A 15450-nucleotide genomic window follows, 5' to 3' on the forward strand; every position below is an offset into this window, starting at 1 on the left:
TCGTATAACGTTCTTATAAACGCATAATGTCATTGAATAGAGCCAGTAGCATCATGCTACCCAGCAATACCATACCAATTTTTAATCCAACCAATTGTATTTGTTCAGAAACAGGTTTACCACGAATTAATTCAATAAAATAGTAAATTAAATGACCGCCATCGAGCATAGGAATCGGTAGTAAATTTAAAATACCTAAACTCACACTCATCAGTGCCATAAATGAAATGAAGGTTTGCCACCCCATTTCGGCACTTTGTCCAGCCACTTTCGCAATGGTAATCGGACCAGATAAATTATCCAAACCCACCAAACCACGCACCATTTTTACAATAGAATTCAGGATCATACTAGATATCTGACCTGTTTTTTCTACCGCTTTTCCCATCGCCTCTACAGGCGTGTATTGAATGGTTTGTTTGTATTCGGCTGGAATATTGACTTTACCCGGATCGCTTTGTACACCTAAAAGCCCTGTGACTTTACCCATTTGGTCATGCTTACCTTGCGGCATCACGTTTAAATGCACAATTTTATTTTGTCGTAAAACATCAATTTTAAGTAACTTTTCTGGAGAAGCTTGTACAACTTGTACAACATCAAACCAGTCTTTCATTTTTACGCCATCAATCGAAACAATTCGATCACCCACTTGCATCCCTTGGCGAATCGCTGCGCCATCTTCACTGAGTTTTGAAACCACTGCAGGAATTTCAGGACGATATGGCGTAAAACCAAGAACATCGAGTGGTGACTGAGTTTGATCGCGTAAAAAACTCTGAATTGGTAAACTGAAGTTTTGAATTTGCCCTGCACGTTCAGCTTGAATTTGAATGTTGCCAGTTTCACCCACACGATCAACCAAGGCATAATTCAAGCGCTCCCAAGTGGATACTTGAGTACCATCTACGGCAGTAATTTTATCACCAGACTGCATTTGCGCAGCCGCTGCTGGTGTATTTGGTAAAATTTTACCTACGCGCGTATTGAGCTGTTCCTGTGCAGGTAAAAATAAAATCCAAAACAACACCACAGCAAAAGCCAAGTTGATGAGTGGCCCTGCAGCAACAATTGCAATACGTTTCCAAGGGTGTTGTCTGTTAAATGCTTTCGGTAAGTCTTCTGCTGCGACATCACCTTCACGCTCATCTAACATTTTGACATAACCACCCAGTGGTAATGCAGACAGTTGATATTGAATACCTGATTTCTTCGACGTCCACTTGAGCAGTGTTGGGCCAAAACCAATCGAATAAACTAAAACCTTTACGCCCAGTTTACGTGCAACGAAATAATGCCCAAATTCATGAATCGCTATCAGCGGTCCAAGTAGCAATATTGCTGCAATAATCATAAACAAGGCATTCATGTCTTAACTTCCTGAATTCAATACTGCTTTTTCAGCAACCATACGTGCCGATTTATCTGCATGCAAAATAACATCAATATTATTTGCAGCTGAGTTTTCAACTTGCCCCAACACATGTTCCACAATTTGCGGGATTTGAGTAAAGCCAATTTTCTCATGCAAAAATGCTGCCACGGCGATTTCATTGGCTGCATTTAAAATCGTAGGAGCTAAGCCTCCAGCCTTCATGGCTTGACGTGCTAATTTTAGTGCTGGGAATCGCTGTATATCAGGCTGTTCAAAGTTTAACTGTGAATGAACAAATAAATCTAATGGAGGCACATGTGTTTGAATACGCTTTGGCCACGCTAATGCATGAGCGATAGGCGTACACATATCAGGATTTCCCATTTGTGCCAAAGTCGAACCATCTACATATTGAACCATTGAATGAATGATACTCTGTGGATGGACAACAACTGTTACAAATTGTTCTTCAACTGCAAAAAGATGACAGGCTTCGATCAATTCCAAGCCTTTATTCATCAGCGTTGCAGAATCAACAGAAATTTTTTGCCCCATCGACCAATTTGGATGCTTACAGGCTTGTGCAGGCGTCACACTTTGCAATTGTTCTAAACTATGATGCAAAAATGGACCACCAGAAGCGGTAAGTAAAATTTGTTTGACACCTAGCTTTGGCTGACCATGACGCTCACCTTGTAGATAAGTTTCAGGTAAGCATTGGAAGATTGCATTGTGTTCAGAATCGACTGGCAGCAACAAAGCATTATTTTCACGTGCGGTCTGAATCATGATGTCACCCGACATCACCAGCGCTTCTTTATTTGCAAGCAACACGCGTTTACCTGCTTTCGCAGCAGCCAATGTAGGTAGCAACCCTGCCGCACCAACAATAGCTGCCATGACCACATCAACCTGTGGATGTTCTGCTACTGCGATTAATCCTTCTTCATCATGCAGGATTTCAATATCAGTTAATTTTTCAGCTACGAGTAATTGGCGCAGTTCATCCACTTTATTGAATGGAACAACTGCGATTTTCGGTCGATATTGTTTGCATATTTCGACAAGTTCTACAATTCGGCTATGTGCAGTGACTGCAAAAACTGAATACTCTTCGGGATGCTGTTGCAGAATCTTTAAAGTACTTTGACCAATGGATCCTGTTACACCCAATATACAAACAGATTGTGACATCTATAAATCTACGCCAATTAATTTTAAAACATACATACCTGCTGCAAAGATAGGTGCTGCAGCAAGCAACGAGTCAATACGATCCAGCACACCACCATGTCCGGGAAGAATACGACCAGAATCTTTGATCCCTGCACGACGCTTGATCATCGATTCAAATAAATCACCAAGTACTGAACTAAATACCGTTATTACTGAAAGTATTAAAAATAAAATATGTTCAGCGATGCTTAAATCTAGATAAATAATTTCAACAACAATGACAATTAGCATTGCAGTAAATAGACCGCCGTATAAACCTTCGATCGATTTATTCGGGCTCACATCTGGTGCAAGTTTTTTCTTACCAAATTTACGTCCCACGAAGTATGCACCACTGTCTGCACCCCATACCAACAGGAACAGATACATGAGCCACCACGGTGAGTTCATCCACACAGAAAAAATAGCGGTTACAGCAGCAGGAACTAAGACTAAACCAATACCACTCAGACTCGGGTTATACCAGTTATCGTAATCAGGATAAGACTTCACCCAATAAACACTTAAGATCCAAGTAAAGATCGAAGCCGCCCAAAGCAGTAATGCAACATCTGTAAAATGCAATGCTAGTGCTGAAAGAATAGCAGTGACTAGACCATAGCCCCAAGCGAAAGGTTTAATCACATTTTGTGTATTACGCGGCATGAGTTTAAACCACTCATAACCCGCGACAGCTGATGCAATAATCATCAGCACAAGCATTGGGTATTTAGACTCGGTTGCAAACATGCAACTCAGTACAACTGAAACCAGTACCAATGCGGTTATTATCCGCTCTAACATTTATTTATTCTCAAACTGCTCTTGTTGAATCTGCTCTGAGGTCTTACCAAAACGACGTTCACGACCACCAAATACTGCTAGTGCGTCGTCAAATTCTTCAATGGTAAATTCAGGCCATAATGTCTGGGTAAAATAAAGTTCTGCATACGCAGCTTGCCAAAGCAAGAAGTTCGAGAGACGGAAATCACCACCTGTACGAATTAACAAATCTACCGGAGGTAGATCACTTAAACTGACATATTGACCAAAGACTTCAGCATCCACTGCTTCAAGATCTATTTTGTTAGTTAAAACATCTGCTGCGATTTGTTTTGCAGCCTGTGCCATATCCCACATACCACCGTAACTAATTGCAATAGTTAAAGTCATGCTGTCGAAATTAGCAGTCCTTTGTTCGGCTTGCAACATTAAGTCACGTAAGTTAGGAGATAAACGAGAACGATCACCAATAAAACGTAGGGAAATGTTAAATTTTTCCATGCGTGGCAACTGCTCATGAATGGTTTCTTCGAGAAGAGCCATTAACAAATCAACCTCAAACTGAGGACGATTCCAATTTTCACTCGAAAAAGCAAAAACGGTCAGTGCTTGGATATTTCTTTTACGACAATGTTCAACGATGGGATCTAGGATGTCCTTTCCAGAACGATGCCCTTCACCTTTTTGCATTTGATTCTTTTTGGCAAAACGATTGTTGCCATCCATAATGATGGCAACATGTTTTGGAAGACGGGAAGTTTCTTCAGATGAGGTCATTAAAACTTAGACCTTCATCAATTCAGCTTCTTTTGCAGCCAGACGTTTTTCAACTTCAGCAACGAATTTGTCTGTGATTTTTTGAATGTCATCACCCGCACGACGCTCATCATCTTCAGAAATTTCTTTTTCTTTCAACAATGCTTTGATATCACCTAAAACATCACGACGGATGTTACGGATCGCAACTTTTGCATTTTCAGCTTCGTTACGTGCAACTTTCTGCATGTCTTTACGTGTTTCTTCTGTTAATGCAGCCATTGGAACACGGATCGCATCAGCAGTAATCGGGTTTAAGCCCAAGTCAGATTCACGGATTGCTTTATCAATTGCAGCAACCATTGAACGTTCAAAAGGCTGAACAAGTAAAGTACGAGAGTCTTCTACACCCACGTTAGCTACTTGGTTTAATGGCACATCAGAGCCATAGTAAGGAACCATAACACCGTTTAAAATTGATGGGTGCGCGCGGCCTGTACGAACTTTGGCAAAACCATGCTCTAGAGAATCTAGAGATTTGTTCATACGGTCTTCTGCGTCTTTTTTAAGATCGTTAATCATGTGATCTTCCTTACTTAATTCGAAAAGATGTAAATTCTAAAATAGCTTGTAGTATAAAGAGCTTTAGGGCCCACGTACATTAGTTCGTAACGTGAGTACCCTCTTTTTCACCCATTACCACTGAAAGTAATGAACCTGATTTGTTCATATCAAATACTTGAAGTGGAACGTTGTGGTCACGGCACAAGCAAATCGCTGTCAAATCCATCACACCCAGTTTTTCATCTAAAACTTGGTCAAATGTTAATGCATCGTATTTCACTGCATCTTCATACTTGCTTGGATCTTTGTTGTATACGCCATCAACCTTCGTCGCTTTAAGGATAAGATTGGCTTCAATCTCGATACCGCGTAAGCAAGCTGCTGTATCTGTTGTAAAGAATGGGTTACCCGTACCTGCAACAAATACACAAACTTCGCCACGAGTTAAATGACGAATAGCATCACGGCTAGAATATGATTCAACTACAGCACCAATAGGTAAAGCTGACATTAGACGAGTTTTGATATTACGACGCACCAAAGCATCACGAAGTGCCAAACCGTTCATTACAGTGGCCAACATACCCATTTGATCACCTGTTACACGGCCAACCAAACCATCTTTTTGTAATTGGCTACCACGGTAAAGGTTACCACCGCCGACAACGATCCCCACTTGAACACCTAAACCAACAAGGTGCGCAATTGCGAGTGACATTTGATCGAGCACTTGTGCATCGATACCCATCTCTTTATTGCCCGCTAAAGCTTCACCTGAAAGCTTAAGCAGGATGCGACCAAAACGTGGTTTTTTAGAATCAAGCATCATCAACTCCGAATTATTTAATTTCAATTATTTTTAATGAATCGTTTAAGCAGACTTAACCGAGATTAGTTTTGCAAATAAGTCATATTCATCTGCATCTGTGATTTCTACTTCAAGTAAATCACCTGCTTTAATCACTGACTTATCGATATCTTCAACAAAAACATTACCGTCAATTTCAGGTGCATCTGCATAAGAACGCGCAACAGCAACTGGGAACTCTTCCTCAAGATCATCCACAAGTACTGTCATTTTTTGACCGATACGACTTTGCAATTTCGCAGCAGAGATTTCTTGCTGAACTTGCATGAAACGTTCATAACGCTCTTGTTTGATTTCTTCAGGCACATGATCTGGCAAATCATTTGCAGTCGCACCTTCAACTGGTGAGTAAGTAAAACAACCCACACGATCAAGCTGCGCTTCTTTTAACCAATCAAGCAACATTTGGAAGTCTTCTTCAGTTTCACCCGGGAAGCCCACAACAAATGTAGAACGAATCACAAGATCAGGACATTTCTCACGCCAAACTTTTAAACGCTCCAGTGTATTTTCACTGTGCGCAGGACGCTTCATGAGTTTTAGAATCTTAGGACTTGCGTGTTGGAATGGAATATCCAAATACGGCAAAATTTTGCCTTGTGCCATTAAGTCAATCACAGCGTCTACATGTGGATATGGATATACATAGTGCAGACGCACCCAGATACCCAATTGACCCAATGCTTCACACATGTCATAGAATTTGGTTTTAACGGGCTGACCGTTCCAGAAGTCCAATTTGTATTTGGTGTCTACGCCATAAGCCGATGTATCTTGAGAAATCACAAGGACTTCTTTTACGCCTGCTTTTTTCAGCGCTTGAGCTTCAGTCAATACTGAACCTACTGGACGAGAAACCAAATCACCACGCATGCTCGGAATAATGCAGAATGTGCAACGATGGTTACAACCTTCTGAAATCTTCAAATAAGCATAATGTTTTGGTGTTAATCGAATACCTTGTTCAGGTACTAGATCAATAAACGGATTGTGTTTCGGTGGCTCAGACACGTATTCGTGCACAGCTTCCATCACTTCTTGATATGCCGCAGCACCTGTCACTTTTAAGACATTTGGGTGCATTTGGCGAATTTTGTCTTCGTCTTTACCTAAACAACCAGTCACAATTACGCGACCGTTTGAACTCATCGCTTCACCAATGGCATCTAGCGACTCTTGTACTGCAGATTCAATAAAACCACAGGTATTTACAACTACTAAATCGGCACCATCATAATCTGATGCTACATCATAACCTTCAGTCTTTAACTGAGTTAAAATTCGTTCGGAATCTACCAATGCCTTAGGACAACCTAAAGAAACAAAACCGACTTTGGGGGATTTCATGAATCTGCGCTCCACTATAATCCGCGTATTGTATGTCTTTTCAAAACATAAAAACAGGTGAAAAGGTCACTCTTTATATCACGCACCAAAATAAAGCTATAAATTCATCCATATAATTTCATTTGCACCATTTTAATGCATTTTAGATTTACAGCCTGTTTTTAATCAGCTATACACTTTATTTAAAGTCTTAAATAAGCGCATTTATTCAAATAAGCATCAAAACTTAGCGTATTTCTGAAATAGTTGGCTTATATCTTGCATAACTTGCATCAATTCGAACCTTATTAGATTGAACGATTTGCTTTATGAAGATGCCATTGCGCCATTTTAAGACAGGAACCTCTCGCTAATGGATCAGACTATGACGATTGATTACCGGCTTTTAGTGGATAATTTAACCACTGCCATTTTATTGGTCGATAGCAACCTGAATATTTTTTATTTAAATTCATCTTGTGAAGCGCTTTTTGACATAAGCTTACTTCGTGCATCAGGTCAGCCTGTATTAAATTTACTTCATATGCCCGATGATGAATTCAATACGCATGATGCATTAATGAATACATTAACTTCTGGTCAACACTATACGCGCCGAGAAGCAACGATTAATGTCAACTTTAAAGACATTCATGTCGATTACACCGTGTCACAGCTCAACTCAGGTAAACCCTACCACCCTTTGCTATTGATTGAGCTCAATCAAATCGACCGGATGTTAAAAATCTCTAAAGAAGAAAACCTGATTCAACAACATCAAGTTGCACGACAACTGATTCGTGGCGTTGCCCATGAAATTAAAAATCCACTTGGTGGTATCCGTGGGGCGACACAACTTTTAGCGCGTAGCTTAAATGATCCGAAGTACAGTGAATTCACCGACATTATTATTAGTGAAGTGGATCGATTAAGAAATCTTGCTGACACCATGCTGGGTTCAAGACAATTGCCAAGTTACGAGCCAGTCAATGTGCATGAACCACTTGAACGTGTCCGTTCACTGATCGTCAACCAAACTAAAAAGAAAATTAAGATCACCCGTGATTACGACCTTTCTTTACCGGATGTTCTGGCAGATCGTGATCAATTGATTCAGGTCATGCTGAATATCAGCGTCAATGCCGTTCAGGCGATGACTGAAAATAAAGAGTTCTTTGTTGAGCATCAACCAGAACTGACCTTGCGCACACGTATTCAACGCTTAGTCACCATCAATGGTGTATTAAAACGTTCTGCGGTACGCATTGACATTGAGGACAATGGACCGGGTGTCCCACAAGAAATATTAGAATCCGTATTTTATCCTTTAGTGACAGGACGAGCGAAAGGCACAGGTCTCGGCCTGAGCATTGCACAAAATATTATGCATCAACATAACGGAATGATTGAATGCCAATCAGTTCCTGGAAAAACAGTATTTAGCCTATATTTACCTTGGGAGTCAGATCATGTCGCGTAATAAGATTTGGGTCATCGATGATGATCGCGCCATGCGTTGGGTGCTGGAAAAAACATTCAAAGAAGAAGGTTTTGATGTTACCAGTTTTGAAGAAGCACAATCCGCTTTAGATCAGTTAAGTGTCGATGCGCCAGATGTTATTTTGACAGACATCCGTATGCCGGGTATTGATGGACTGACCTTTTTAGGTAAAGTCAAAGGCAACTACCCTGACTTACCTGTGATCATTATGACTGCACATTCAGATTTAGAATCTGCTGTGTCGAGCTATCAAACGGGTGCTTTTGAATATCTACCAAAACCTTTTGATATTGATGAAGCCTTAGCACTTGTAAACCGTGCAATTTTGCATATTACCAAATTGCAACAACAAGAATCTGCTAAAACCGCTCAACCGATTCAATCTACAGAGATTATTGGTGAATCACCTGCTATGCAGGAAGTCTTCCGTGCCATTGGTCGTCTTTCTCAATCACACATTACTGTATTAATTAATGGTGAATCAGGCACGGGTAAAGAATTGGTTGCGCATGCGTTGCACAAACACTCACCACGTGGTAACAAACCTTTTATTGCGCTCAACATGGCGGCAATTCCAAAAGATTTGATCGAAACTGAATTATTTGGTCATGAAAAAGGCGCGTTCACCGGTGCCAATACGCAGCGTCAGGGTCGTTTCGAACAAGCCAATGGCGGGACTCTTTTCCTTGATGAAATTGGTGACATGCCATTTGAAACCCAAACACGTTTACTGCGTGTTTTAGCGGATGGCGAATTCTACCGCGTTGGTGGTCACATCCCAGTCAAGGTGGATGTCCGTATCGTTGCTGCAACACACCAAGACTTAGAAAAATTAGTACATGAAGGTCGCTTCCGTGAAGACTTGTACCACCGTCTAAACGTGATTCGTATTCATATTCCAAAACTTGCACATCGTAGTGAAGATATTCCGATGCTTGCACAGCACTTCCTAGCAAGTGCAGGCAAAGAGCTTGGGGTAAGCCCGAAAATTCTGCGTCCTGAAACGCAAGAATACATGCAAAAATTGCCGTGGCAAGGTAATGTGCGTCAGCTTGAAAATACCTGTCGCTGGCTCACCGTGATGATTACAGGACGTGAAGTTTATCCAGAAGATTTACCGTCTGAATTAAAACAGATTCCAATTCAAGGCACAGATGGCAACCCTGCTGCTCAAGGGATTGATCGTATTGGTGTGCATCATTGGGATGAATTACTTGGTCAATGGGCCGTACAAAAACTGAAAAACGGTGAGATGAAAATTCTCGACATTGCCACACCAATGTTTGAACGCACCCTCATCAATGCAGCACTACAGCAAACACGTGGCCGTAAGCGCCATGCAGCAGAACTTTTAGGTTGGGGTCGCAATACCTTAACCCGTAAACTTAAAGAACTCGGTATGGACAGTGCCGAAGATGATGTCGAAGAAGAATTAGAAAGTTAATTTTCTAATTTACATTAAAAAAGCCAGTCACTTGACTGGCTTTTTTATTTTGAGATTTTTTAGCAATATTTTATGCCGTAAAGCCGACATAACGTGAATAACCTTCCACCCCTAAATCAGACTTATAAATCAGAAACTCAGGGAAGCTCGAGGCGGTAATTTCAGTAAACATATGATATTGATCATCATTGGCATGCAAGTCATCGACTGTATGCTGCATAGTTTGCTCAAATTCATCGGTAATAAACTCAAAACCAATATCCATTGCAATAAACAGCACATGCTCACATGGCTGCACATACTGCTCTTCTGACCAATCAATCACTTGCTGCTGACAATGTGGACACTGAATGTTATCTGAAGGAGAAATATCAAGTTCGATCAATTGATAAGACATAGAAGTAAATTTATTCATGAATATTAGATTTATTCTAACAAAACTTAGTTTCAGCTAAAGGTATTTATTCAATAAAAAAGGAGCCGTAGCTCCTTTAAATATAACTGATTTCGATTATTTCTTAAGAGATGACTTATAGGCCGACAATGCAGCCACTGCGATAGCCGACAAAGCAATACCCGGCGCACTTGCAATTAAAATACCTGTCGTTCCCAGTCCTAGTGCCAAAATCTTACCTGTGAGTAATGGACCCGTCATTGCACCCAAACGACCCCATGAAATCGCACTCCCCACACCTGTTACTTTCCCAGCTGGTGTATAGAAAATTGGAGAGATCCCGTACAAAATCGATTGACCGCCTGTAGAGAAAATTCCGCCCATGATGCCTGCTGCGATAAGTACAGGAATGGAATTTGTTGTAAACAGCACAAACAATGCCACAAACAAACCTGAATAGATAATCACTGCCATTTGCCATAATTTTAGCCGATCAAGCAAGTAGCCTAAACCCAGCGTACCAATCACTGCGCCCACTTGGAACATCAACATGATCATGAAAGCTTGTTGCTTTTCCAACCCTTGTTCCATAAGCAAGTTAGGCAACCAACTGATCAGAATATAGTTCACCATTAAGGTAAAGAAGAAGCTTAACCATAGCGGCAATGTATATTTATAACGCTGTTCAGCAAAAAGGATTTGCCCCATCGCTGGAACCGCTTCTTTGCTTTCTGCCTGAACTTTTTCAGTACGCTTATCTTTTAAGATAAGCGCCATGAATGGAATCAGGATTAAAGGCGTTAAACCACCAATTAAAAACAATGTATGCCAAGAGATATCTTTAAAAATAATACCCAAGCCAGCAACAAAGATTGCACCTACAGGTAAGCCGCAGTACATCAAACTATTTAAGCGCCCACGGTTAGCATCCGTCGCTTCATCACCCACCACCGAGATCATCGTTGGCATCGCAGCGCCCAAACCTAAACCTGTAAAGAATCGTGCGATATATAAAATTTCAATGCTTGGTGCAACTGCCGTGATAGACATAAATACACCGAAGATAAAAATCGACAGCATCAGGACTTTCTTCTGTCCCAAATAGTCAGCGACACGCCCCCCAAAGAACGCGCCAAATAACATACCAAACACACCTAAGCTAAATACATAGCCCATTTGCACTTGATCTAAGGAAAATGTCGCTGCGATTCCTTTTGCTGCGATACCGGGCGCTTGCAGGTCAAAACCTTCAAAAAATGCTACCCAGAAACACAAAAATACCGTTAGAAATTTTTGCATTTTTCCCGATTGTTGATTTGCCATAATCGAACTCCATTCATGTAGCGTAAACCCACTTGTACGCCATGCCCTGAAGTTTCGGCTTTATTGGGTAGAATAAATACCACTACAAAGGTCGGAATTCACACGACCAAAAGCCCACCATTAAGACCTAAAACTTTGTATATCAATAGTTTTTAGATCTTATTTTTTGTATTTATAATTCATTATCAATCACTTAAGTTTATGAAAGATTTTAATAATCAAACCATAGCTAAAACTAATGATGATCAAAATATTCATTTAATCCGATCAAATAGCAACAGCCAATAATTTATTGGCAATAAAAAACCCGCAACTGAGCGGGTTTTTTATTTAACTCAAAATCTTATGCAGATTTTTTCGCTTGGTTATTCTTACGAATCGTAATCATCACCAATTGAACAGCCGCAGGTGTTACACCTGGAATACGACTTGCTTGTGCCAATGTTTCAGGCAATACATTTTTCAGCTTCATGGTGATTTCACGTGAAAGACCAGAAACTACATCGTAATCAAAATCAGCAGGAATACGTGTATCTTCCAAACGTTTCATTTGCGCAACGTCTTCTTGCTGACGGTTAATATAACCCGCATATTTCACAGCAATTTCAATTTGCTCTCCAACAAATGCTGAAACTTCTGAACCAGTCAATTCAGCAATTTGCGCAAAGTTGATATTTGGACGTTTGAGCAAATCGATCGCATTGGTTTCTTTAGACAGGTCATCACCAGTCATTTCAACGAATTTTTTGCCTAGTGGATTGTTTGGCGCTGCCCAAAGGTGTTGTAAACGACCTTTCTCCGTTTCTACAGCTTCCATTTTTTGGCAGAACGAATCCCAACGCGCATCATCTACCAGACCCATTTCACGACCAATGGCAGTTAAACGCTGATCCGCATTGTCTTCACGCAACATCAAACGGTATTCCGCACGCGAAGTGAACATACGGTACGGTTCTTTAGTACCCAAAGTAATCAAGTCATCAACCAATACACCCATGTACGCTTCATCACGTTTTGGTGTCCATTGCTCTTGATCCCATGCACGACGTGCTGCGTTTAAGCCTGCAAGCAAACCTTGCGCACCCGCTTCTTCATAACCCGTTGTACCGTTAATTTGACCTGCAAAATACAAGTTATTAATCGATTTGGTTTCTAAAGAGAATTTCAATGATTGTGGGTTGAAATAGTCGTACTCAATCGCATAACCTGGACGCAAAATGTGCGCATTTTCCATACCACGAATCGAGCGAACCAATTCAAACTGAACATCGAATGGTAAAGAAGTTGAAATACCGTTTGGATAAAGCTCATGTGTGTCCAAACCTTCAGGTTCCAAGAACACTTGATGCGAATCTTTATCGGCAAATTTATGAATCTTATCTTCAATCGATGGGCAGTAACGTGGACCCACACCTTCAATCACACCGGTATACATTGGTGAACGGTCTAAGCCACCACGAATGATATCGTGAGTTTTCTCATTGGTATGTGTGATATAGCAATTGATTTGCTCAGGATGCATCGACGCATCACCCATGAACGACATAGTCGGAGATGGGAAATCACCCGGCTGTGGCGTCATCACAGAGAAATCAACTGATCGTGCATCGATACGTGGTGGTGTACCAGTTTTTAAACGACCTACAGGTAAGTTCAATTCACGAAGGCGCGCAGCCAATGAAATTGAAGGAGGATCGCCCGCACGACCACCTGAAGCATTATTTAGACCTACGTGGATCACACCACCTAGGAATGTACCTGTAGTCAATACAACAGTTTTCGCATCAAAACGAATACCCATCTGAGTAACCACACCTTTTACAGTGTCGCCCTCAACGATTAAGTCGTCAGCTGCTTGTTGGAAAATATCCAAGTTCGCTTGATTTTCTAAGGTTTCACGAATCGCAGCTTTATAACGAATACGGTCAGCCTGTGCGCGAGTCGCACGAACAGCCGCACCTTTACGTGAGTTTAAAATACGGAATTGAATACCGCCTTTGTCGGCAGCCAATGCCATTGCACCGCCTAGAGCATCAATTTCACGTACTAAATGTGATTTACCAATACCACCAATGGCTGGGTTACAGCTCATCTGCCCTAAAGTCTCAATATTATGAGTTAAGAGTAAAGTCTGTCGACCCATACGTGCCGCAGCAAGAGCTGCCTCAGTACCCGCGTGACCGCCGCCGATAACAATGACATCGTAAACTTTAGGATAATGCATAGTGGTAAGGAGATTAAAAAAGAATGACGGAAGATTATAGCAAAAATTCACCGATAAGTTGACTGATTAACTCGATTTTATTGTTATTGACTACCGTTTTATGCCTATATATTTCTTTATGAACATACATACTTTGCAAATTCCACATAAAAATATACATTTCTCAAGCAAATGTTACTCGAAGATTGTTGTTTTATTCTGATGATTTTTTATTCTGTTATAGATCCCATGAGAATCATAAGGACCATAAGCATGAATAAGAATATTTTGCTATCCACGGTTTTATGCGGTTTATGTTTATCACCACTTGCTGCCTCAGCCAATGATAAAGTTGAGAAAGTGTATGATGCACAGCGATATCAACAAGTCTGTAAAGGTAAAAGCCAAGGCGCTCAAGTTTCATTTGCCTATCGCGGTATTATCTGGAATGGTACTTGCGAACCACAATTTTTTAGCTCGTCCAAAAATGCAAATCTTCATGGCGAAGAAGCCGAATTATTAAGCACATGTAGTGCAGATGCAAAAGCCACTACTGCAACGATTAATGGACAAGAAATTAAAGGAAAATGTGCTTTAGGGTTCACTCCTCCTCGTCCTAAATAAACAGTTGTCGATAAAAATATCGACCAACTAACAGATCAAAAATAAAGCGGGTAAAACATCAGTTTTTACTCGCTTTTATTTATTGCTTATTTATTAAACTGAGATAAACTCAAAAATACTATAAGGATAAAAATATCAGGAAATTCCATGGATTCGGGATTATTTGCATTTTTTCTACCCATTGCTTTAGCCATTATGATGATGGGTTTGGGGCTTGAACTTTCAGTCAAAGACTTTTTACGCGTTGGACGCTATCCAAAAGTTATTTTCATCGCTTTATTTACTCAACTTATTCTACTGACCAGTATTGCTTTTTTCCTGTGTAAGTTGCTTGAGTTACCCCCTTTACTCGCGGTCGGGCTCATGTTGCTTGCGGCTTCACCCGGCGGCCCCACTGCTAACCTTTTTAGCTACCTATATAAAGGTGACGTTGCATTAAACATTAGCTTAACAGCCATCAACTCAGTTGTTTCGTGCTTTACATTGCCTTTTATCGTCAACCTATCCATTTTGCATTTTGTTGGTGAAAGCACTAGCATTGGTATGCCTATCGACAAGATCACCCATGTATTTCTGATTATTTTGATACCGGTATGTTTCGGTATGTTTATTCGCAACTCCTTTCCGACCATTGCGTATCACATCAACAAACCGATGCGAATGTTGTCTATTTTCTTATTAATTCTTATCTTTACACTCGCAGTTTTGCGTGAACAATCCAACATCATTACGTATTTTGCCAGCGTCGGCATTGCGACCTGTTTACTCTGTTTCAGTGGCTTATTTTTGGGTTACCTAATTCCGTTCCTCGCGGGTGTGCCGGAAAAGCAGGCACGTGCGTGTACCTTTGAGATTGGCATTCATAACACCAGTATCGCCCTAACCATCGCACTGAGTGTGCTTGAAAACACCACAGTGGCGATACCTGCCGGTGTTTATTCTATTTTTATGTATTTATTGGCGACCTTATTTGGTTTTATTTTGACGCGCCGTGGCAGTCATCTGATCCAACAAGTGAAAACCTAAACTATTTTTCAAACGTAATCACCATAAGGACTTTGGTGAAAAACCATT

General features: G+C 40.8%; 14 protein-coding genes. 4 read left to right on the forward strand and 10 right to left on the reverse strand.

What is annotated here, in order from left to right:
* Positions 1-13 precede the first annotated feature (13 nt).
* The 7 genes from rseP to rimO all read right to left on the reverse strand — a co-directional run bounded on the left by rseP (position 14) and on the right by rimO (position 6908).
* A complete protein-coding gene (rseP, locus tag FTT76_RS12830) occupies positions 14-1369 on the reverse strand; it encodes an RIP metalloprotease RseP (RefSeq protein WP_180007769.1) in 1356 nt (451 codons plus the stop codon).
* A gap of 3 nt (positions 1370-1372) precedes the next feature.
* The gene (ispC, locus tag FTT76_RS12835; protein WP_180007768.1) at positions 1373-2569 is read right to left on the reverse strand and encodes a 1-deoxy-D-xylulose-5-phosphate reductoisomerase; all 1197 of its coding nucleotides are present in this window, start codon (positions 2567-2569) and stop codon (positions 1373-1375) included.
* A complete protein-coding gene (locus tag FTT76_RS12840; RefSeq protein ID WP_078193533.1) occupies positions 2570-3394 on the reverse strand; it encodes a CDP-archaeol synthase in 825 nt (274 codons plus the stop codon).
* Positions 3395-4150 carry a polyprenyl diphosphate synthase gene (uppS, locus tag FTT76_RS12845; RefSeq protein WP_078188723.1) on the reverse strand — a complete coding sequence of 252 codons (756 nt, stop codon included), beginning with the start codon at positions 4148-4150 and terminating at the stop codon, positions 3395-3397.
* A 6-nt stretch (positions 4151-4156) separates the two neighbouring features.
* Positions 4157-4711, reverse strand: coding sequence for a ribosome recycling factor (frr, locus tag FTT76_RS12850; protein ID WP_078188724.1), 555 nt, complete (start codon positions 4709-4711; stop codon positions 4157-4159).
* A gap of 79 nt (positions 4712-4790) precedes the next feature.
* Positions 4791-5519, reverse strand: a complete 729-nt coding sequence (gene pyrH / locus FTT76_RS12855; RefSeq protein WP_078193535.1) for a UMP kinase — start codon at positions 5517-5519, stop codon at positions 4791-4793.
* 45 nt (positions 5520-5564) lie between these two features.
* Entirely contained in the window at positions 5565-6908 is a 1344-nt protein-coding gene (gene rimO, locus FTT76_RS12860) for a 30S ribosomal protein S12 methylthiotransferase RimO (protein ID WP_180007767.1), read from the reverse strand.
* 352 nt (positions 6909-7260) lie between these two features.
* Between rimO and glnL the strand changes: the two genes are divergently transcribed.
* The gene (glnL, locus tag FTT76_RS12865; protein WP_078188727.1) at positions 7261-8367 is read left to right on the forward strand and encodes a nitrogen regulation protein NR(II); all 1107 of its coding nucleotides are present in this window, start codon (positions 7261-7263) and stop codon (positions 8365-8367) included.
* Positions 8357-9832, forward strand: a complete 1476-nt coding sequence (gene glnG / locus FTT76_RS12870; protein ID WP_180007766.1) for a nitrogen regulation protein NR(I) — start codon at positions 8357-8359, stop codon at positions 9830-9832. Before glnL ends, glnG begins: the two co-directional genes overlap by 11 nt.
* 70 nt (positions 9833-9902) lie before the next feature.
* On the opposite strand, the gene FTT76_RS12875 is transcribed toward glnG, so the two are convergent.
* From FTT76_RS12875 to mnmG, 3 genes are all read right to left on the reverse strand, one after another.
* Complete coding sequence (locus tag FTT76_RS12875) at positions 9903-10229, reverse strand: hypothetical protein (RefSeq protein ID WP_078193710.1); 327 nt, start codon at positions 10227-10229, stop codon at positions 9903-9905.
* A gap of 114 nt (positions 10230-10343) precedes the next feature.
* Positions 10344-11549, reverse strand: a complete 1206-nt coding sequence (gene mhpT / locus FTT76_RS12880; protein WP_180007765.1) for a 3-(3-hydroxy-phenyl)propionate transporter MhpT — start codon at positions 11547-11549, stop codon at positions 10344-10346.
* Between the two features lie 343 nt (positions 11550-11892).
* On the reverse strand, positions 11893-13773 hold the full coding sequence (gene mnmG, locus FTT76_RS12885; protein ID WP_180003879.1) for a tRNA uridine-5-carboxymethylaminomethyl(34) synthesis enzyme MnmG: 1881 nt from the start codon (positions 13771-13773) through the stop codon (positions 11893-11895).
* 252 nt (positions 13774-14025) lie between these two features.
* Between mnmG and FTT76_RS12890 the strand changes: the two genes are divergently transcribed.
* Positions 14026-14376, forward strand: a complete 351-nt coding sequence (locus FTT76_RS12890) for a hypothetical protein (RefSeq protein WP_078188731.1) — start codon at positions 14026-14028, stop codon at positions 14374-14376.
* Between the two features lie 147 nt (positions 14377-14523).
* Positions 14524-15402, forward strand: coding sequence for a bile acid:sodium symporter family protein (locus FTT76_RS12895; RefSeq protein WP_078188732.1), 879 nt, complete (start codon positions 14524-14526; stop codon positions 15400-15402).
* Positions 15403-15450 lie beyond the last annotated feature (48 nt).

Source organism: Acinetobacter sp. YH01009 (assembly GCF_013420765.1).
Classification (GTDB): Bacteria; Pseudomonadota; Gammaproteobacteria; order Pseudomonadales; family Moraxellaceae; genus Acinetobacter; species Acinetobacter amyesii.

What these genes read in the sequence shown, in the direction of transcription:
- rseP (WP_180007769.1), bottom strand. Translation starts at nt 1,369, where the DNA reads ATGAATGCCTTGTTTATGATTATTGCAGCAATATTGCTACTTGGACCG.
- ispC (WP_180007768.1), bottom strand. Translation starts at nt 2,569, where the DNA reads ATGTCACAATCTGTTTGTATATTGGGTGTAACAGGATCCATTGGTCAA.
- FTT76_RS12840 (WP_078193533.1), bottom strand. Translation starts at nt 3,394, where the DNA reads ATGTTAGAGCGGATAATAACCGCATTGGTACTGGTTTCAGTTGTACTG.
- uppS (WP_078188723.1), bottom strand. Translation starts at nt 4,150, where the DNA reads ATGACCTCATCTGAAGAAACTTCCCGTCTTCCAAAACATGTTGCCATC.
- frr (WP_078188724.1), bottom strand. Translation starts at nt 4,711, where the DNA reads ATGATTAACGATCTTAAAAAAGACGCAGAAGACCGTATGAACAAATCT.
- pyrH (WP_078193535.1), bottom strand. Translation starts at nt 5,519, where the DNA reads ATGCTTGATTCTAAAAAACCACGTTTTGGTCGCATCCTGCTTAAGCTT.
- rimO (WP_180007767.1), bottom strand. Translation starts at nt 6,908, where the DNA reads ATGAAATCCCCCAAAGTCGGTTTTGTTTCTTTAGGTTGTCCTAAGGCA.
- glnL (WP_078188727.1), top strand. Translation starts at nt 7,261, where the DNA reads ATGGATCAGACTATGACGATTGATTACCGGCTTTTAGTGGATAATTTA.
- glnG (WP_180007766.1), top strand. Translation starts at nt 8,357, where the DNA reads ATGTCGCGTAATAAGATTTGGGTCATCGATGATGATCGCGCCATGCGT.
- FTT76_RS12875 (WP_078193710.1), bottom strand. Translation starts at nt 10,229, where the DNA reads ATGTCTTATCAATTGATCGAACTTGATATTTCTCCTTCAGATAACATT.
- mhpT (WP_180007765.1), bottom strand. Translation starts at nt 11,549, where the DNA reads ATGGCAAATCAACAATCGGGAAAAATGCAAAAATTTCTAACGGTATTT.
- mnmG (WP_180003879.1), bottom strand. Translation starts at nt 13,773, where the DNA reads ATGCATTATCCTAAAGTTTACGATGTCATTGTTATCGGCGGCGGTCAC.
- FTT76_RS12890 (WP_078188731.1), top strand. Translation starts at nt 14,026, where the DNA reads ATGAATAAGAATATTTTGCTATCCACGGTTTTATGCGGTTTATGTTTA.
- FTT76_RS12895 (WP_078188732.1), top strand. Translation starts at nt 14,524, where the DNA reads ATGGATTCGGGATTATTTGCATTTTTTCTACCCATTGCTTTAGCCATT.